Source organism: Hydrocarboniclastica marina (assembly GCF_004851605.1).
Lineage (GTDB): Bacteria > Pseudomonadota > Gammaproteobacteria > Pseudomonadales > Oleiphilaceae > Hydrocarboniclastica > Hydrocarboniclastica marina.
On record NZ_CP031093.1, the window covers coordinates 117,362 to 135,092 of the forward strand.

The window sequence follows — 17,731 nt, forward strand, 5'->3', positions numbered from 1 at the left end:
TTAGCGGTTCCGCGATCGTTTGGCAGGGGCGGATGCCGACAAAGGCAAGGACAAGTTACGTCAGTGCAGCTTCAGGCGTGGATGCAGCTTGCGGCTGAGGGTATCACTGAACCAGATGAAAGCTGTCCCGATCAGGCCGTGAAGGGCAACCTGGTGCATACGGTAGAGGGAAATATAAAAAAGTCGCGCCAATCTCCCCTCGACTTTCAGGCTGCCGTTGGTCAGGTTGCCCATCAGGCTACCGACGGCGGTATAGTGGCTCAATGAGATTAACGAGCCATGGTCCTTGTAGACAAAGTTGACCGATTCCCGGCCGTCCAGCCGGTTAGCAAGGGTTTTTGCCAGGGTCTTGGCCTGCTGGTTTGCAGCCTGAGCGCGGGGCGGTACGGGCTTGTCACTGTTGGGTTGGGGGCAGGCGGCACAGTCTCCGAACGCGAAAATATCCTTGTCGCGCGTGGTGCGCAGATCCTGGTGAACCACTAACTGATTGAGGCGGTTGGTTTCAAGGTCGTCCAGCCGGGTCAGAAACTCAGGCGCTTTGATGCCCGCTGCCCATACACAAACGTCCGCCTGCAGCTGGACACCGTTTTTCAGGTGCAGTTCGGTCGACGTTATTTCGCCGACCGGGTCACCCGTCATTATCCTGATACCCAGCTGTTCCAGTTCCCGATGCGCCGCACGGGATATGCGCTCCGGCAGGGCTGGAAGAATCCGGTCCGCCGCCTCAACGATTGTGAGCTCGACATCACCGGCTTTTATTTCGTTGAGACCGTACTGGGGCAGTTCCCGTGAGACCAGGCGAAGCTCGGCTGCCAGCTCAACCCCGGTAGCTCCGGCGCCTACGATCGCGATGCGAAGCTTGGAATCGGCAAGGTCACGGGCCATGTAATTCTTGCGGAGGAAGAGGTTCAGCAGGTGGCGGTGAAAACGCCGGGCCTGGTCCAGGCTATCCAGGAACTCGCAGTGTTCCATTGCGCCTTTGGTGCCGAAATCGTTGGTTGTGCTGCCGACTGAGAGAACCAGCGTGTCATAGTCGAGTGAGCGCTGGGGTACCACTTCCAACCCTTTCTCATCAAGGATGGGCGCCAGTACGATTTTTCTGGCGGAACGGTCCAGGCCGCTCAACCGGCCGAGCTGGAACTGGTAATGATGATTGTGGGCATGGGCTCTGAAATTCACCTCGTTGGCCTCAGAGTCCATTGAGCCTGCAGCCACTTCGTGCAGGAGAGGTTTCCAGACATGGGTCAGAACGGCGTCGACCAGAGTAATCTGGGCTTTGCCGCGTTTGCCGAGTTTCTTCCCCAGGTGCGTCGCAAGTTCCATTCCGCCGGCGCCGCCGCCGACAATGACGATCCGGTGTGAGTTGCTGGGCATGTAGAATGATTCCGCTAATTGATGATGACAGCCAAGCGCTCTCCGGTCCAAAAGCACTCTCCAGTCCAAAAGCACTCGCCGGTCTAAAAGACGCTTCGGCGCCAGTATGAGGCGAAGGCAGACCGCGGGTTTAGAGCGCTTGGCTGTCGTCATGAGTCTGTAAAGCCCCGCTGGCCCGGCTGAGTCCAGCCGGGATCGCGAACCCGTGCTATGTTATCAGATAGAGCGCCGGAGCTGCCCGGGCTTGTGAGCGCGCCAGTTTCAGTTCCAGGCTTGCGTTAACCAAGCCGTTCAGTTTTACGGGCTGTGTGGCCAGGCTTCGAGTGCCCACCACACTTTGGCTGTCGCTACCTTGGCAGGTGGGGCCAGGTTAGCGCATGGACGACGCGCGCTGGGCTGACCTCGTAACCCTGGCGTAGGTTGCCAGCGGCTGATGTGGCGCTATTATTCAATGCAGAGAACAGCGCATCTCGGTTGGTGTGTCGGCTTTCTTATGCAATTTATCCATGTATTCAAGTTGAAACCATGCGTTACCTGATTCTAGTTTTGAGCTGTATTCTTCTGATCAACGCGCAATCGGCGTCAGCCAGTGTGGATGCTGTTGTGGTGAAAAAAAGCGAGCGCCAACTGGTACTGTTGCGCGATGGTGAGCCGGTTCGTCGCTATCGCATTTCTCTGGGCGACAATCCGGTTGGGCACAAACTGTACGAGGGTGACCGACGTACGCCTGAAGGACAGTACGTACTGGATTGGCGCAATCACGAGAGCCGGTTCTACAAATCGATCCACATCTCCTACCCAAGCCCCCGTGATCGGGAGCTGGCCGAGGCGTGGGGCCTCAGCCCGGGCGGTAGCATCATGATTCACGGCCTCCCCAACGAGGCGGGCGACCTGGCCTTCGCCTACGAGGGGCTGGACTGGACCGAAGGCTGCATCGCGGTGTCCAACGAAGCGATGGATGAGATCTGGCAACTGGTCCACGACGGGACGCCCATTACGATTCTGCCATAAACGCATCAGACAGACAGGAACTTCTCCAAAACCTGTTCCTATCGGGGCGCTCCTTGTCTAAACTGGGCCAGACTTCGACATGTGTCGGCAAGTCGTACTGTTATCCTGAAACAGCCACTGTTTCCGCGGCGTACGGACTTTTCATCGCTCGTGGCTTCGTGGCCCGTGGCTGGGAAGCAAAAACGATCAATAAGGGGATTTGAGAATGCGCAAGATAGCAATCGCAGGTGTAGCTCTTTCTGTACTTCTGGCTGGTTGTGCCAGCACCGGCGCCGAAGAAGGGCAGAACGACGCGATGACTGCCGCGGAAAGCGCGAGCCAGACCGCGGATTCAGCCAACAGTGCAGCGAAGTCTGCACAGCAGCGTGCTGATGAAGCCTACCGCAAGGCTGAACAAGCCATGCAGGCGGCTCAGGAAGCCAAGCGTGCGGCGGACGAAGCGAACGAACGCGCCAAGCGTATGCTGGAACGTGCCAGCCAGAAGTAAGATGCGCTATCGGGAGCGAGTGCTTCCGACAGACGAAAAAAAGACCGGCTTTGCCGGTCTTTTTTTTCTTGAAGATCAAGTCGCATGTCATTCGTTAGCGCTGGACTAGCTGCCTTCGGCATCGCCGGATGGCCGTCTTGAATCTTCTCGGGCAACCTGGGTCGGAATGACCTCGCCGACGCGACGGGGTATGCCGTCGGCCTGTTCAATAGCTTTTTCCATCAATGCACGATTAAGCTCAAGTCCGGGGTGTTCCCGTTCCACTGCCTGGAGCGACTCACTCGCAGCCTGCCATAGCCTGTTGGTCTGTTCCCGTGTTTGCTCGTCCTGTTTCCGGTGCACCTCGATCCAGAGTACCCGGTCCTGTACGCCGAATTTCACGGGCTGGTCTACGATCCGTACCGGAGTGCCCGTCTCGACACGCCAGACAAGCTCTGAAATGTCCTGGTTGTACATGCGGATACAGCCGTGGCTTACCTGCATGCCGATACCGAACCGCTTGTTGGTGCCGTGGATCAGATAGCCCTTTTCGGCCAGTTGCAGCGCAAAAGGTCCCAGCGGGTTGTCGGGCCCCGGGGGAATGACCCGGGGCAATTGATCTCCTTCCGCCGCATGCTCCTGTCGCACCGACTCAGGCGGGTACCAGGCGGGCGACTCGAGTCGCATTGTCACTTCGGTATGCGTCAGCGGCGAGGGCGCAGTGGATCGACCCACGCCCACCGGGTAGGTCGTTACGCTGTTGTCCTTGTAATGATAGAGGCGGAATTCAGCCAGATTGATGACTATGCCTTCCCGCGCGCCCGCCGGAAGAATAAAACGGCTGGGCAGGATAATGGGCGTTTCCTCGCCGGGTAACCAGGGGTCTACGCCGGGATTGGCAAACAGCAGCTCCAGGTAACCCAGGCTGTGACGGTCGCCGATCGCGGCCAGCGTATCTTCGTACTTCGCGTACACCCGATCGACGGCACCGACAAGCGCCGTATCCTGCCAGACAGGCATGGTCCGGGCGGTGGCGGTGGTACCAAGAAAGCTCGTGAAGGCAGCCAGTATCAGGGCGTAGACGACACTCTTGGCCACTTTCCGGCGGCGGATCGGCGCAGGTTTTGCTAACAGCATTGATCAGTACTCATGTATCACAGTTTGGCATGTTGTTAACGGTAGCTCTAGTCCTGGTCGCGGTCCAGTGAGGGAATTCCGCAGCATACCCATAAGATCAAACAGACTCTGCGAAGGGGCAATGGTCTTACAGTTTGATCCAACCGCTGCCGGCGATAGTGATGATTCCCAGAACCATGAACAGCACGAAGGCGGCTATGCGCGCCTTGTTCAGTGGCAGCCGATCCATCAGCCAGCGTCCGGCAATGATCACAGGGATGTTCGCGGCGAGCATGCCGAGCGTAGTGCCTAGGATGACCATCACCGTTTCGTCAAACCGGGCGGCGAGAACCACTGTCGCTACCTGCGTCTTGTCACCGATCTCGGCCAGAAAAAACAACACGGTTGTGGCGGTAAAAGCACTATAGCGGAGAATGCCGGAATCCTCTTCCTCTTCCTTGTCCGGGATGAGGAGCCACAGCGCTATCAGAATGAAACTTCCACCGATAAGCCAGCCCTGCCAATGGCTTGGGATAAGGTCTGAAATCCAGGCCCCGAGCCAGGCGGACAGCGCATGATTCAGTAGAGTCGCTACCAGAATGCCGAGGATAATGGCGGTGCGCTGATGAAAACGGGAAACAAGAAACAAAGACAGTAGCTGGGTTTTATCGCCGATTTCGGCAATAGCGACACCCAGGGTTGAATAGATCAACGCGTCCATAAAAACATGCCCCCGGGCAATTAACGGATCACTCTCGTCGAACAGTTGGCCGACCTGTCGCTACAGGAGCGGTGGCCGGACGCGGTCATGGAGGCGGAGAATCACCGGGCGACCGCAGCGCGATTTTCAGGCAATCCACACCCTGAGGACGACGGACTGGCCTGCGCCTGAAAGAGCCGGCATCGTACTTCAGGCGTCACATCGGGGCAAGAAAGCCCTACCCAGACAGGACACTAGCGTCCTGCAGGTCGTCTCCCGAGCTTCCAGGCGGGTGCCAGCGCGGCAAGTGCGCCGATCACAATCAGCCACCAGGCCGCGTGATAGGCACCGAGGGCTGGGTGACCCTGGGCATCTGTAGGACCCTGCTCGATAAGAATGGCGAGCAGGTTGACGCCCATGGCGCCACCGAATTGTCGGGCGAAACTGATCGTGCTGGAACCCTGACCCAGGAGATGGTTGGGGAGAGGGTTGAGCGCGGTCGTACTGAGAGCCGGCATTAACAGGCTTAGCCCAATACGGCCAAGCACGGTGTAACACGCCAGAGCCAGAAATCCCGCCTCCAGTTCGCTCAGGGCAAACATGGTACCGGCCAGCGCAAAAATGATCAGTCCGGACATGATCAGCGGGCGTCCTGGAAAACGGTCTGCCATTCGACCCGCGATCGGGAAACAGATGCCCATGACGATGCCCGCCGGCAGCAGCAGAAGACCCGCTTCGGTTGCACTGTAACCAAGGGCGGTCTGCACGAACAAGGGAATAAGGTAGGTGCTTCCGTACAGGCTGATGCCGAGTATCAAGGCACCCCAGCAAGCCTGACGAAACACCGGCTCGCGTAGCATTTCAATGTTCAGCATGGGGGTCCGGCTGTGGCCCTGCTGATAGAGAAAAGCACAAAACAGCCCGGCCGCGGCGGCGGTCTCCAGGCCGACAGTAAGGAGATGGTCGAAACCGTGCTGGAGCCGATTAAGCGCGTCCAGCGCGGTCATAAGAAAAAGAGAGAGCAGAATCAGCCCGGCAGCGTCAAAACGGTACCGCGGTTGATCAGGGTCCGCATCGGGTAGGTAGCGAAGGGACATCGCCAGGCCCAACAGGGTAACGGGGGCCGGCGCAAGCAGTACAAAACGCCAGTCAAGCTGATCCACGACAAAACCGCCGAGGACCGGACCCAGCGCTGGCGCGAGAATAATGCCGACGCCATAGACACCCAGGGCCCGCCCTCGCTCCTCTCGGGGGAAGATGCGGAAAACCATGTACATGCCAAGAGGCTGTAGCAGGCCAGCGCAAACGCCTTGAACGATACGGGCGATAATCAGGGTCGGCAGGTCGGGAGCCAGAGCTCCCAATACTGAAGCGGCACAAAACACCAGCATGGCCGCCGCCAGCGTTCGTCGGACGCCCCAATGATCCAGCAGCCATCCCGACGCCAGCATCGTCGCGGTCACCGCGGCAAGGAAACCAGTGGCCAGCCAGTGAGCCTGGCCCTGACCGACACCGAAGTCGGTCATGATGTGCGGGAGCGCGACGTTGATGATTGTCGCTGAGAGCACCGTGGACATAGTGCCCAGCATGACGGTCGCAACCGCAAGCCAACGCCAGTGCGTGCCGAAACGATGCTCCAGCTGCGCTATGTCCCGGCGAATCACAGGCGGCGAGCGGGGGCGTCCCGACCAGAGCGCCTGTCAAAGCAGGAGCAACAATACTCCATCAGAGCAGCTTTTCAGCGTTTGCAACGACCCGGTCCATGACCTTGATTGTCGCTTTAAGGTCTTTCTCGGCAACACCATCAAGTAACTGGTTGCGAAGATCTTCAGAGCGCTCGTATAGCACGCCCATGAAGTCGTTGCCTTTCGCAGTCAGAAACAGGCGGCGGGCGCGACGGTCTTCTTCACAGGCACGGCGCTCGACCAGACCCTGGCTTTCCAGGTTGTCCAGCAGCCTTACCAGTGTCGGATTCTCGATCGCCATTCGACTGGCCAGGTCACGCTGGGTCAGCCCCTCGCCGCTGCGGTGCAGGTAAACCATAGTGGTCCACCGGGCCTGTGTAACGCCAAGATCCTTGAGGCGCTCGTCCAGTAGTTTGCGCCACCGGCGAAAAACACGAGCCAAGGCAAAAGGTAACTGATCTCTCATGACAACTCCAAAATGGGCTATGGGAAGAACGACTGAATTATAAGATTCCTAACAAGTCGCCAGGAAAACATTTTACAACTTATGACGCTGTCACCCTGGGCTCTGACTCAGCGCCTGACCCAGGGTAGGTCAAATCTGCCTCATGAAAATCCTCATTGCGCGGGTCAAGCTCGGACAATATTACCGAGCTCTCGCCAGTGGTCGGTATAAAGTGCGCCTGCTCCTCCACCGGAACATCCACACTGTGACGAATCCGGTACCAGGTCAGCGCTGCGAGCAGCAGTAAAACGCCCGCGTTGCCTACAAAAAGCCCACCTGGCCCCAGCAGGTCCATCATTGACGCACCCAGTATAGGACCGGCAATGCTGCCGATGCCGTAGCTCAACAGCAGGCTGCCACTGGCCGCGACAATCTGGTGAGATTCCATTCTGTCGTTGGTGATGGCGACCGCAATGGGATAGATAGACATTGCAAGGCCGACAAACAGTCCGGTGCTGCCGATGCGAATAACACTGTGCAGCCCGCCGAGGTACGCCGTTGATAGCGCCGCTGCACAGGCCACCAGTGCAGCAACCATGAGCACCCGCCGGCGGTCGTATCGGTCACAAATCATGCCGATCGGCCAGGCCATCAGCATTGCCGCTACAATGGCGCTGGCCATGAATGTCGCCAGCTTCGAAATCGGCATGCCGATCTGAGTCGCATAGACAGGACCCATGGCATAGAAAGAGCTGGCCAGCAGCCCTGACATCATGGCGCCGATAAGTCCCGTCGGCGCCACCCTGAAGATCGCCCCGAAGGAAATCCGGTCAACGGTTTCAATGTGCGGCGCCTGCATACGCGTCAATGCGAGCGGCACCAGGGCGACGGTCACCAGGATCGCAGCCAGCGAAAAAGGCACAAACGTCAGCGGGTCGCCGAGATTCACCAGCAACTGTGCGCCTGCCGTGGAGAGAAAAAACACGATCTGATAGATCGCGAACAGCGCGCCACGGTTGCTGTTCGTGGCTGTTGCGCTGAACCAGCTCTCCATGACCAGCAGGAGCCCGGCCATGGAAAAGCCGCCGACAATCCGTAAAAATGCCCAGAAAATCGGGTCAACCGCAAATACATAAAGCAAGGTTGCGGAAGCGAGGATGGCTGCGAATGCCGCAAATGCCCGGATATGGCCGGCCCGTTCAATGGCCCGGTTGGCGGTCAGCGTACCCAGCACGAAGCCGATCGAGTAGCACACCAGCACCCAGCCGATAACGGACGTGTTGAATCCCTCCAGGCTCATGCGCAGGCCCAGCAGTGTCATCAGAAATGCATTACCGCTGACCAGCAGGATAATGCTGATGATCAACGCTGAAAGCGACATTGCCAAATGCCTCACTGGGACCTCCGACGACCCGGGAAATTAAAGCGGCAATCTATAAGAGTGCCGCCCGGTTAAAGAGCAGGCTGCATTTATGAGCAGTATAATAGTTAGTCTGATCACTAAAATGCATAGGCACAACCCGAGATGTCCAAGGCATCCCCGAGCGCAGCATACAAGCGAAATGAAATTCCATTCAGAAAAACTGAACGGCCCTTCAGTGCGCAAACATACCATTTCACACGCTAAGCACAATCAGCGATAAGTTTTTGTAACACGATGCACAAGCAGCCGTAACAGTTGAACTTGGGCTCAGGGCGCTGGCCGGAGCAGCTGGAACGCAGCGTCAGTCCCTGCCGGGCTTGCCATCGGGGCCCGATTACGGCATCTTGGGCGACCTTTTTCCAACCCGCGTCCGGCCATGGAAAACATCAAGCCCGTCATACATATCCTGAGCCTTTTGCTGGTGCTGCTCAGCATCTTTATGACCCTGCCGGTTATTTTGCTGGCGAACGGGGATCACTCCGACTGGAAGGCTTTTGTCATCTCGGCCAGCGCGGTTCTGAGCATAGCTCTGGTTGGGCTTTTCCTCTCCCGCAACCAGAACGGTATGCTGAAGCAGAAACAGATGTTCCTGCTGACCGTCGGCAGCTGGGTGTTGATTTCCGGTCTTGCCTCGCTTCCGCTGTTGCTCTCCGATCTGGACCTGAGCATGACTGACGCAGTTTTTGAAAGCGTCTCAGGTGTAACTTCCACGGGCTCAACTGTGCTTACCGGGCTCGACGATATGCCGGGGGATATTCTGGTATGGCGGTCTATCATTCAATGGATCGGCGGTATCGGTATTATCGGCATGGCCGTTGCCATCCTGCCTTTCCTTCGGGTCGGTGGTATGCGACTGTTCGCCACAGAGTCATCTGACTGGAGTGAGAAGGCCCTTCCCCGGACTATTACGCTTGGGCGGGGACTCATAGCGTCCTATGTAGGCCTCACCACGCTCTGTATCCTTGCCTACTGGTTGGCCGGAATGAACCTGTTCGACGCGTTCAATCATGGACTGACGACGGTATCGACTGGCGGCTATTCCACCTCTGATGCTTCCATGGGCAAGTTTGACTCCGATCTGCTCCTGCTCATCGCGACGCTCTTCATGGCTTTGGGCGCGCTGCCGTTCTTTCTCTACGTGCGCATGCTGAACGGTCAGTATCAGGCGCTCTGGCGCGACGAACAGGTACAGGCTTTCTTCAAGATTCTCATTGGAGTCAGCCTGGCGTTGACCATTCACGGTGTCTGGTCGCAGCAAAATGATGTCTGGGGCTCTTTTGTCGCCAGTATTTTCAACGTCACTTCGATCGTTACTACCACCGGTTTCGCCTCTGAGGATTACACCGTCTGGGGCCCGCTTGCAGTTGCTGTGTTCTTCTTCCTGACGTTCGTCGGCGGCTGCTCCGGGTCCACCTCCGGCGGCATGAAAGTGTTCCGCTTCCAGCTCTCATTCATCATGTTGCGCGAGCAGATCACCCGGCTGCTTCACCCCCGCGCTGTGCTAAGCAGGCGTTACAACCGGCGTCTGATCAGCGATGACATCATCGCTTCAAGTATCGCGTTCTCGTTCATGTTCTTTGTCACCTTTGCCTTTATCGCCCTTGCCCTGGCCGGCCTCGGCCTGGATCTCACCACCAGCCTGACCGGGGCCGCAACGGCCGTCGCCAATGTCGGTCCCGGGCTTGGCGAGATCATCGGCCCTGCGGGCAACTTCCAGGCCTTGCCGGACGCCGCCAAGTGGGTGCTTTGCGTGGGCATGCTGTTGGGGAGACTCGAGCTATTGAGCGTATTGGTTCTGCTGACGGCTGACTTCTGGCGGAAGTGAGACGGGGCAGGCGCTCGTGCCCCTGGTAGAGACGGGCTAACCTTAACCAACCTTTCATTTTCTTGTTCTTCGCTTTTTCTTCATCATGTGCGGGATGTGCTGAGGTTCTGGACAGGTTTTACCTAAAGCCGCGCAGCGTGCCCAGTTGCCGCTGTTACCCATCCCGGGCGGATTCCGCCCAATCGTGAGTCCTTCCGGCTGGCTATGGGGCTGCCCTGATACCCGAACCCAAGCATCAGGGCCAGCACTGTCCGAGTCCAAAGTCCGGGCCGAGCGCGTGCCAAAGCTCTGTTTCGAAATGAACCGGCAGCGACCGTCTCCAGTTTCTGTGCTGATCGTCATGCAGGACGCAAACAGCAGTATCAGTAACCATGCAGCATACGAGCCCAACGTCATGAAGAAAACGGATTGGCCAATCCGGTGGGATTTGCTCTTACGCTACCGCCTGATAGAAATTATTGCCCTCTGGGAAGGTCGGCTGACGACCAACCATATCTGTCATGCGTTTGGCATCGGTCGTCAGCAGGCATCCAAGGACATTAACACCTACCTCCGTGAGATTGCGCCGGAGAACCTGACCTACGACCGCCATCTCAAGGGCTACGTTCCCACCAGAGCGTTTCGGCCTGCGGTCACGCTGGGCCAGTGGCGAGAGTACCGCGATCTTATTTCCAGGGACGACGACCTCAAGCAGAACTTTGAAGATCTCGATATTGGCCTGCCCAATACCGAACTGGTCCGCCTGCCGGGTCAGGCAGGAAAACCAGAGGTCCTGCGACCGCTGATCCAGACTATCCGCCAGAACCGGCGCGCCGACATCCACTGGGTCAGCCTCGAAAGCACTCGACCCCAGGCCGATCAGATCGAGCCCCATTCGCTGGTTTGCATCGGCTCCCACTGGTTCATCCGTACCTGGAGCGAAGTCGCCGGTGGTTATGCCAACCTGCGCGTTAGCCGCCTCAGGGGCGAGCCGCGCCTGCGCAGCACGAAGGCGCGCCACCGTCGAGACAAGGATGCGGCCTGGCAGGAACGCGTAGCTATCAGCCTGAGGCCCCACAGCAGTTTCAGTCAGGTTCAGCAATCGGTCATCGCTGAAGATTTCGGTATGAGCGATGGCGAGTTGACCCTCAGCGTTCGTCAGGCGCTGGTTCCCCTGGTTATGGCGCAGTTGCCCCTGGGGGTCGGCAACGAACCGGATCCCAACCGACCACTGGCGCTGATCGAGCGGCGCTAGCGTATTGCGCAGGCACAGGCCTGCGACGACAGCAACGAGACTTCTTTTGCCGCCCCTGTCTAGTGTAGGGTGACTTCTGCCCTTTCGAACCTTGCGTGCGCTACAGCCTAAAGAGTTCAGGCGAGTTCTCAACCTTTTGTACAGGAGGTCTGGATGCACATCGTAATGGTGCTGACGTCTCACGGCCAGTTGGGTGCGACCCGCAAGCCGACCGGTGTCTGGCTGAACGAATTCACCCAACCGTTCTATATTTTCCGCGAAGCTGGCGCCGACATCACACTGGCATCACCCCGGGGCGGACAGCCGCCCATCGACCCTGCGAGCGAATCGGACGACGCTGATTCTGAAGCAAACCGCCGTTTCCGCAGTGACAAGCAGGCCCTCGAGCTATTTGCCCATACTTCGCGGTTATCGGAGATCGTACCGGACCGTTACGACGCGCTGTTCTTCCCGGGCGGGCACGGCCCGCTTTGGGATCTCAGCCAGGACAACGAAAGCAAGCGGCTGCTGCAGGCGTTTGACGCCGATGAGAAACCCATTGGCGCTGTCTGCCATGGAGCGGCCGCCTTTGTCTACGCCTTGGGCGGTCGGGGTCGGGCGCTTGTGGAAAATCGCAAACTCACCGCTTTTACCAACGAAGAAGAAACCGCATCGGGGCTGGCCGATACGGTGCCGTTCCTGTTGGAGACGGCGCTGCGCGAGCGCGGTGCACTGTTTCAGCACGGGCCGCGCGGACAAGCTTTCTGCGTCAGCGACGGTAACCTGGTGACGGGCCAGAACCCGGCTTCCGCAGGCCGCACGGCATCGGCGCTGCTACAATTGCTTGGGCTGCGTTGAACGTCGTGCCCGCCTCGTGAAGCCTGCTTTGCTGCGCCGATCCATTGTTGCGCTGGCCGCGCTTTGTCTGGGCATCAGCCCGGCCTGGGGTGACGCTTGCGGCGAACGTTTTGTGCCGATATCCAAGGTACAGGGGAGCGGTGAGCGCTCGCCTCTCGCGGGTAAACTTATCGCCGTTGAAGGCCTGGTGTCCGGGCTTTTTCCGGGTTCTGACCAGCTATCCGGGCTCTATCTGATTTCCGCACAGGGTGACGCCGATGATCGTGTCCAGACCTCCGAAGGTCTGTTCGTCCATATCCCCGTCCGCAAGGGATCAGCGCCGGGCATGATGCCTGCACTGGGCGAGCGCATACGCGTTCGGGGCCGCGTGCGCGAATACCATGGCCTGACCGAGCTGGCCAATGCCCGCCAGATAGAGATCTGCTCGCCCGGCGAAGGGCCGCCCGCTGCAGAACCCCTGCGCTGGCCCCTGGCCGTCCCTGAACAGCAGGAAGCCATGCTGGTGGAAGTCGGCCCGCTTACCGTTACCGACCAGCGCGAACTGGAGCGTTTCGGTTCGTTGCGGCTTGCCACAGAGAGGCTGCAAGTGCCCACCCAGGTGGTCCCGCCCGGGCGAGCTGCGGAGCAGCATGCCCGTTCCAACCGTGAGCGAAGCATTGTACTGGATGACGGCAGTATCCAGACTAGCCCTGGCGGGCGCTATGAGCTCAGCTGGGACGCTGTCGCCGCGACCGGACAGCGTGCACGGCCGATACGCAGGGGCGACCGGACCGGGCGTATCCGCGCAATCCTCGATTTCCGCTTCGGCGAATGGCGCTTGCAGCCCGTAAGTGAGGTCGCCGTGCTGCCGACAAACGCCCGGCCTGAGCCCCTCCCTGCGTCCAAGGGCCTGCGACTGGTTGCCTTCAATCTGGGTAACTTTTTCAACGGCGACGGCCGCGGGTACAATTTCTCATCAGGCCGGGGGGCTTCGGACCGGGGCGGGTACATGCGACAGCGGGATCAGCTCGTGACGGCGATACATGCACTCAAGCCCGACCTGCTTGCTGTCGCGGAAATCGAGAACGATGGCCACGGGCCCAACAGCGCCGTGGCCGATCTGGCGCGCGCCTTGGGTTCGAGCTGGCGTTACGTGGACTTCGGCGGTGCGACGGGTGGGGACGCCATCGCCAACGGCATTCTCTATAACAGTGCGCGCCTGACCCAGGTAGGCCAAGCGGCAACGCTGGAGGCGGGCGCCTTTGCCCGCGGCAATCGTCCGGCACTGGCGGCGGCATTCCGGGCAGGCAAGAGCGGTGAAACACGGGTTGTGGTAGCCAACCATTTCAAATCCAAACGCTGCAACAATGCGACTGGAGCACAGGTTGAATCAGGCGACGGCCAGGGCTGCTGGGGGCCGCTTCGTGCGCAAGCGGCGGCAGAACTGGTGGCGTGGCTGAAGACCGACCCGACCGGCACAGGCTCTACTGATCAGGTGGTGATGGGCGACCTCAACAGTTACCGTAGAGAAGCGCCCCTGATGGCCCTGGCGGACGGCGGCTTTTTCAATCCGTCCGCAGTTGATAGCTATAGCTACAGCTTCAAGGGCGAGGTTGGGACCCTCGATTACATTCTGCCCTCGGCAGGGCTGGAGTCGGCGGTATTGCAATCGGGAACATGGCGCGCGAACGTCGACGAACCGGCAGCACCTGCCGAGTTAGGGCCGCTGAGGGGTGAACCCTGGAGAGCATCGGATCACGACCCGGTCTGGCTCGACCTGAAGTGGCCGGCTCGTTAAAGACCCCTTTAACGCCGCGCCGAAGCCGCGCGATACTGGGGTGCTGAAAATCGGCGCTGAACAGTGCACTAGCATTATCATTCCGCCTGCACAGGAAGAATCCATGAATAACACGCACAGCAAAGCAATCGGGTACTTACTCTGGATTTTCGGCTTTCTGGGGTCACATCGTTTCTATTATGGAAAGCCCGTCACCGGGACAATCTGGTTTTTCACATTGGGCCTGCTCGGCATTGGCTGGCTGATCGACCTTTTCCTGATCCCGGCTATGGATCGGGCTGCCGATCAGCGCTACGCCCATGGGGAGCACAGCTACAACGTCGCCTGGATACTACTAACCTTTCTGGGCCTTTTCGGTATCCACCGGTTTTACCTCGGCAAGATCATCACCGGGTTGATCTACCTGCTCACGGCCGGGCTTTTCGGCCTGGGCATACTCTACGATTTCTGGACGCTGAATGAGCAGGTAGCTGAGAAAAACCGCTGGATCCAGTAAACGGTCAATCGTTCCCGGCCTTGCGGCACAGCTGCTTCAGCTTTTGCGGGAGCCTTTCTTCGCGCCGCGACTTAGGCCGGCCGCGATCTCCAGTTGCACCAGCGCGTTCTCCAGGTGGTCCAGAAGCCTCTGCAGGCTGGGCAACGTGCGACGGCAGCCGGTCAGACCGAATTCAATATGATCCACGTAGCTCGTGAGCGTCATGTTCAGCGCCATGCGGTCCAGTACGATCGATACAGGGTACATGCCTTCGAGCCTGGCACCGTTCCAGTAGAGCGGTTCCCGGGGCCCGGGAACATTGGAAATGACGACGTTGAATGTCTGCCACCGCGGTGCCAGTCCTGTCAGCAAGTGGAAGCCTGCCGGCGCGAGAGCAAGGGCCGTGTAGTTGAGGATTTCATCGGCTGTCATCCCGGCGTAACGTGCCTTGGCCGTATGAATTGACTTCTGGATCGCGAGCAGCCGCGCCTCGGGATCCGCCAGATGGGTGGCCAGACTGGTCAGGATCATGCCTACCTGATTACCGCCCGCGCTGTCGTCCTGGCGCAGGGACATGGGCACCATGGCGATTAGCGGCTTGTCGGGCAGAGCGCCAAGGCCCGCCAGGTAATCCCGCAGTGCGCCGCCGCACATCGCCAGAATGATATCATTGATGGTTGCATTGCAGGCCTTGCCCACGGCCCGTATGCGGTCCAGCGAATAGGACTGGGCGGCGAATCGGCGGGAGCCGGTGATCGACTGGTTCAGCGGGCTCTGCGGGGCATGAAACAGGGAATGATAGCGTGGGTGCCTGCTTGCCCGGTAAACCGTCCGCAGCAGTTCACGGGCGACGGTCGGAATGGTGCCCAGCTGTCGGCCGGTCTGGCTGATCAAGTGGCTCAGGCTGCCGATGACATCCAGAGCACCGAGACCGCTGCCGCCGCTTGAGCGCTTGCTCGGCTGGGCCCAGATCGGTGGCAGGTCGCGCCTGGCAGGGTCCGTGCTGAGGCAGTCCTGGGCCAGACGCATGGCCGATATGCCGTCAACAAATGAATGGTGTGCCTTGATGTAATAGGCAAAGCGGCGATTGTCCAGACCTTCAATCAGGTGGCACTCCCACAAGGGCCGCTCCCGGTCCATCAGGTGACTGTGGTGCGCGGAAACCAGGCCCAGCAGCTCGCGAATCCGGCCCGGCCGCGGCAGAGCCTCATGGCTGAAGTGATGTTCGAGGTCGAAGAGGTCGTCGTGGACCCAGTAGTTCTGGCCGAAGCGCGACAGCAGGCGCTGGTCGAGGGGCGCGGCAACTTCGGTGTAACTGCGGAGGGACTCGGCAAGCTTGCCGACGTAGTCATCCGGTGCGTCTTCAGGGAAGGAAAACAGCTGCAGGCCAGCGACATGCATTGGCTGTTGGCGTTTTTCGAGCCAAAGAAACAACTGGTCAACCGGACTCAATGGGCGCAAGGCATAACTCCTTCGGGGCAGGGTGAAATCCCGGAGGGCGAATTACAACAGGGTGTGCACCGCTATACCAGTAGCTTGGCACCGTTCAGTGACGCAGGGCGCACCCGTCAGATATAGACAGGCGCGCCGAACCTTTACTTGCGCAGTTTGAGCGTATTCAGCGTGCGCTCGCGAGTAGTCTGCAGCAGGTCTGCATCGTCGACCAGTGATTGGCCGTATGAGGGGATAAGCTCTTTCATACGCGCTTGCCACTCAGCGCTGGCGATACGCTGGGGGAAGCAGCGTTCAAGCACATCCACCATAGCGGCGACGGCTGTGGAGGCGCCAGGCGAAGCCCCCAGTAGTGCTGCCAGCGTACCGTCCCTGGAGGCGACGATCTCTGTGCCGAACTCCAGCTTGCCGTGGCCCTCAGGGTCTTTCTTGATGATCTGAACGCGTTTGCCCGCTTCCTGCAGCTTCCAGTCGTCCTTTTTCGCGTCCGGGAAGAAGTTACGCAGTGACTCTACGCGCGCCTTGTGGGACTGGAACACCTCGCCGATGAGGTAACGGGTCAGGTCCATGTTGCCCGCTCCCACTGCCATCATGGGCTTGAGGTTACTGCCGCGAACCGAGGAGAACAGGTCCATGTAGGAGCCCTGCTTCAGGAACTTCGTGGTGAAACCTGCGAACGGGCCAAACAGCAACGCCGGCTTGCCGTTAATAACGCGGGTGTCGAGGTGCGGAACCGACATGGGCGGCGCCCCGGTCGGTGCCTTGCCGTAAACCTTGGACGAATGCTGCTTGACGATCTCAGGCTTGGTGCAGACCAGCCATTGGCCACTGACCGGAAAGCCGCCGTAGCCCCGGCTTTCGGCGATGCCGGACCGCTGCAGTAGCGGCAGGGCCGCGCCACCGGCGCCGAGGAATACAAAGCCCGCGTCGTAGGTCTTGCTGGCATCGGCCTTCTCGTCGATGACGACCACTTTCCAGCGGCCTTCGTCGGTCTGTTTGAGGCTATGTACAGAATGGCTGAGTTTCAGGTCGAAGTTGGGGTGCTCAGACAGGTCGTTGACCATGCTGCGGGTCAGCGAGCCGAAGTCAACATCCGCGCCGTACTGGACCCGTGTCGCGGCAATGGGTTGCTTGGGGTCGCGATGGCGCATGACCAGGGGCATCCAGTCCTGCAGTACCGCCGGGTCGGTGCTGAACTCCATGTCCCTGAACAGGTGGTGATTACTCAGGAGCTGATGCCGCTTGCGCAGGAACTCCACGTCTTTCTCGCCCCAGACAAAACTCTTGTGTGGCGTATTGTTGATGAAATTGTGCGGTTCGGGCAGGGCGCCGTGCTCAACCAGCCAGGACCAGAACTGAAGCGTTACCTCAAAAGAAGCGTTGATGTTGAGCGCGCGGCTGATCTCGATGCTACCGTCGGGATTCTCCGGGGTATAGTTGAGCTCGCAGTAGCCGGCGTGCCCGGTCCCCGCGTTATTCCAACCGTCCGTGCTCTCATGGGCAACATGGTCCAGGCGTTCTACCAGAGTGATTTTCAGGCTGGGGTCCAGCTGTCTGAGCATCATGCCAAGGGTAGCGCTCATGACGCCGCCCCCGACTAGCAGGACATCCGTTTTACGTACAGTCATTGCTATCGCCTTAACAGGAAAAGTTTGGGGCCTATGATAGCGGTTTCGACGTGCCGGGACGAAAGGAAAATAAAGAAAATTCTATGTAAACCTGCGCTGCATAAGGGCGCCAGTCGTGCAAGCGACAGGTTCTCCGGCGCTGGAGAATCCAGTGCGCGCGAGCAAGGCAGGTTACTCGACGAGGGCAAAGCAGGCCGGTACGCGAGGCCGAAGCATGGCGTCTGGCTCCGCTGATCGCCGGTAAACGCGGAGCGCCGGCCCCGATGACCGTAGTCCTGGGCCG

The 17,731-nt window shown here is 59.4% G+C and carries 15 protein-coding genes; 7 read left to right on the plus strand and 8 right to left on the minus strand.

Annotated features, from left to right (window positions below; all coding sequences use genetic code 11):
- Window positions 1-60: 60 nt before the first annotated feature.
- A complete protein-coding gene (locus tag soil367_RS00555; protein ID WP_136545900.1) occupies window positions 61-1,374 on the minus strand; it encodes an NAD(P)/FAD-dependent oxidoreductase in 1,314 nt (437 codons plus the stop codon).
- A 525-nt stretch (window positions 1,375-1,899) separates the two neighbouring features.
- Here soil367_RS00555 and soil367_RS00560 point away from each other — a divergent pair.
- Together soil367_RS00560 and soil367_RS00565 are read left to right on the plus strand one after the other, a co-directional pair.
- On the plus strand, window positions 1,900-2,385 hold the full coding sequence (locus soil367_RS00560; protein WP_136545902.1) for a L,D-transpeptidase family protein: 486 nt from the start codon (window positions 1,900-1,902) through the stop codon (window positions 2,383-2,385).
- Window positions 2,386-2,590: 205 nt separating this feature from the next.
- Window positions 2,591-2,872, plus strand: coding sequence for an Lpp/OprI family alanine-zipper lipoprotein (locus soil367_RS00565; protein WP_136545904.1), 282 nt, complete (start codon window positions 2,591-2,593; stop codon window positions 2,870-2,872).
- A gap of 105 nt (window positions 2,873-2,977) precedes the next feature.
- Here the strand turns inward: soil367_RS00565 and soil367_RS00570 are convergent, their stop codons facing one another.
- From soil367_RS00570 to soil367_RS00590, 5 genes are all read right to left on the minus strand, one after another.
- The gene (locus soil367_RS00570; protein WP_246065439.1) at window positions 2,978-3,988 is read right to left on the minus strand and encodes a L,D-transpeptidase family protein; all 1,011 of its coding nucleotides are present in this window, start codon (window positions 3,986-3,988) and stop codon (window positions 2,978-2,980) included.
- Window positions 3,989-4,115: 127 nt separating this feature from the next.
- Window positions 4,116-4,688 (minus strand): TMEM165/GDT1 family protein, encoded by a 573-nt coding sequence (locus soil367_RS00575; RefSeq protein WP_136545906.1) that lies wholly within the window; start codon window positions 4,686-4,688, stop codon window positions 4,116-4,118.
- A gap of 233 nt (window positions 4,689-4,921) precedes the next feature.
- On the minus strand, window positions 4,922-6,256 hold the full coding sequence (locus soil367_RS00580) for an MDR family MFS transporter (RefSeq protein WP_136550450.1): 1,335 nt from the start codon (window positions 6,254-6,256) through the stop codon (window positions 4,922-4,924).
- A gap of 136 nt (window positions 6,257-6,392) precedes the next feature.
- On the minus strand, window positions 6,393-6,818 hold the full coding sequence (locus tag soil367_RS00585) for a MarR family transcriptional regulator (protein WP_136545908.1): 426 nt from the start codon (window positions 6,816-6,818) through the stop codon (window positions 6,393-6,395).
- Window positions 6,819-6,897: 79 nt separating this feature from the next.
- Window positions 6,898-8,193 carry an MFS transporter gene (locus soil367_RS00590; protein ID WP_246065441.1) on the minus strand — a complete coding sequence of 432 codons (1,296 nt, stop codon included), beginning with the start codon at window positions 8,191-8,193 and terminating at the stop codon, window positions 6,898-6,900.
- Window positions 8,194-8,596: 403 nt separating this feature from the next.
- Here soil367_RS00590 and soil367_RS00595 point away from each other — a divergent pair, with 403 nt between their 5' ends.
- From soil367_RS00595 to soil367_RS00615, 5 genes are all read left to right on the plus strand, one after another.
- A complete protein-coding gene (locus tag soil367_RS00595) occupies window positions 8,597-10,045 on the plus strand; it encodes a TrkH family potassium uptake protein (RefSeq protein WP_172962229.1) in 1,449 nt (482 codons plus the stop codon).
- Between the two features lie 184 nt (window positions 10,046-10,229).
- On the plus strand, window positions 10,230-11,279 hold the full coding sequence (locus soil367_RS00600; RefSeq protein WP_136545910.1) for a BrxR family helix-turn-helix transcriptional regulator: 1,050 nt from the start codon (window positions 10,230-10,232) through the stop codon (window positions 11,277-11,279).
- Window positions 11,280-11,432: 153 nt separating this feature from the next.
- Window positions 11,433-12,116 (plus strand): type 1 glutamine amidotransferase domain-containing protein, encoded by a 684-nt coding sequence (locus soil367_RS00605; protein WP_136545912.1) that lies wholly within the window; start codon window positions 11,433-11,435, stop codon window positions 12,114-12,116.
- A 16-nt stretch (window positions 12,117-12,132) separates the two neighbouring features.
- Window positions 12,133-13,893: an ExeM/NucH family extracellular endonuclease gene (locus soil367_RS00610; protein ID WP_172962230.1), complete on the plus strand. Its 1,761-nt coding sequence runs from the start codon at window positions 12,133-12,135 to the stop codon at window positions 13,891-13,893.
- 103 nt (window positions 13,894-13,996) lie between these two features.
- On the plus strand, window positions 13,997-14,389 hold the full coding sequence (locus tag soil367_RS00615) for an NINE protein (RefSeq protein WP_136545916.1): 393 nt from the start codon (window positions 13,997-13,999) through the stop codon (window positions 14,387-14,389).
- Between the two features lie 36 nt (window positions 14,390-14,425).
- On the opposite strand, the gene soil367_RS00620 is transcribed toward soil367_RS00615, so the two are convergent.
- On the minus strand, window positions 14,426-15,829 hold the full coding sequence (locus tag soil367_RS00620) for a WS/DGAT/MGAT family O-acyltransferase (protein WP_136545919.1): 1,404 nt from the start codon (window positions 15,827-15,829) through the stop codon (window positions 14,426-14,428).
- A gap of 134 nt (window positions 15,830-15,963) precedes the next feature.
- Window positions 15,964-17,454 (minus strand): malate dehydrogenase (quinone), encoded by a 1,491-nt coding sequence (gene mqo / locus soil367_RS00625; protein ID WP_281283934.1) that lies wholly within the window; start codon window positions 17,452-17,454, stop codon window positions 15,964-15,966.
- Between the last annotated feature and the right edge of the window lie 277 nt (window positions 17,455-17,731).

What these genes read in the sequence shown, in the direction of transcription:
- soil367_RS00555 (WP_136545900.1), bottom strand. Translation starts at nt 1,374, where the DNA reads ATGCCCAGCAACTCACACCGGATCGTCATTGTCGGCGGCGGCGCCGGC.
- soil367_RS00560 (WP_136545902.1), top strand. Translation starts at nt 1,900, where the DNA reads ATGCGTTACCTGATTCTAGTTTTGAGCTGTATTCTTCTGATCAACGCG.
- soil367_RS00565 (WP_136545904.1), top strand. Translation starts at nt 2,591, where the DNA reads ATGCGCAAGATAGCAATCGCAGGTGTAGCTCTTTCTGTACTTCTGGCT.
- soil367_RS00570 (WP_246065439.1), bottom strand. Translation starts at nt 3,988, where the DNA reads ATGCTGTTAGCAAAACCTGCGCCGATCCGCCGCCGGAAAGTGGCCAAG.
- soil367_RS00575 (WP_136545906.1), bottom strand. Translation starts at nt 4,688, where the DNA reads ATGGACGCGTTGATCTATTCAACCCTGGGTGTCGCTATTGCCGAAATC.
- soil367_RS00580 (WP_136550450.1), bottom strand. Translation starts at nt 6,256, where the DNA reads ATGCTGGGCACTATGTCCACGGTGCTCTCAGCGACAATCATCAACGTC.
- soil367_RS00585 (WP_136545908.1), bottom strand. Translation starts at nt 6,818, where the DNA reads ATGAGAGATCAGTTACCTTTTGCCTTGGCTCGTGTTTTTCGCCGGTGG.
- soil367_RS00595 (WP_172962229.1), top strand. Translation starts at nt 8,597, where the DNA reads ATGGAAAACATCAAGCCCGTCATACATATCCTGAGCCTTTTGCTGGTG.
- soil367_RS00605 (WP_136545912.1), top strand. Translation starts at nt 11,433, where the DNA reads ATGCACATCGTAATGGTGCTGACGTCTCACGGCCAGTTGGGTGCGACC.
- soil367_RS00615 (WP_136545916.1), top strand. Translation starts at nt 13,997, where the DNA reads ATGAATAACACGCACAGCAAAGCAATCGGGTACTTACTCTGGATTTTC.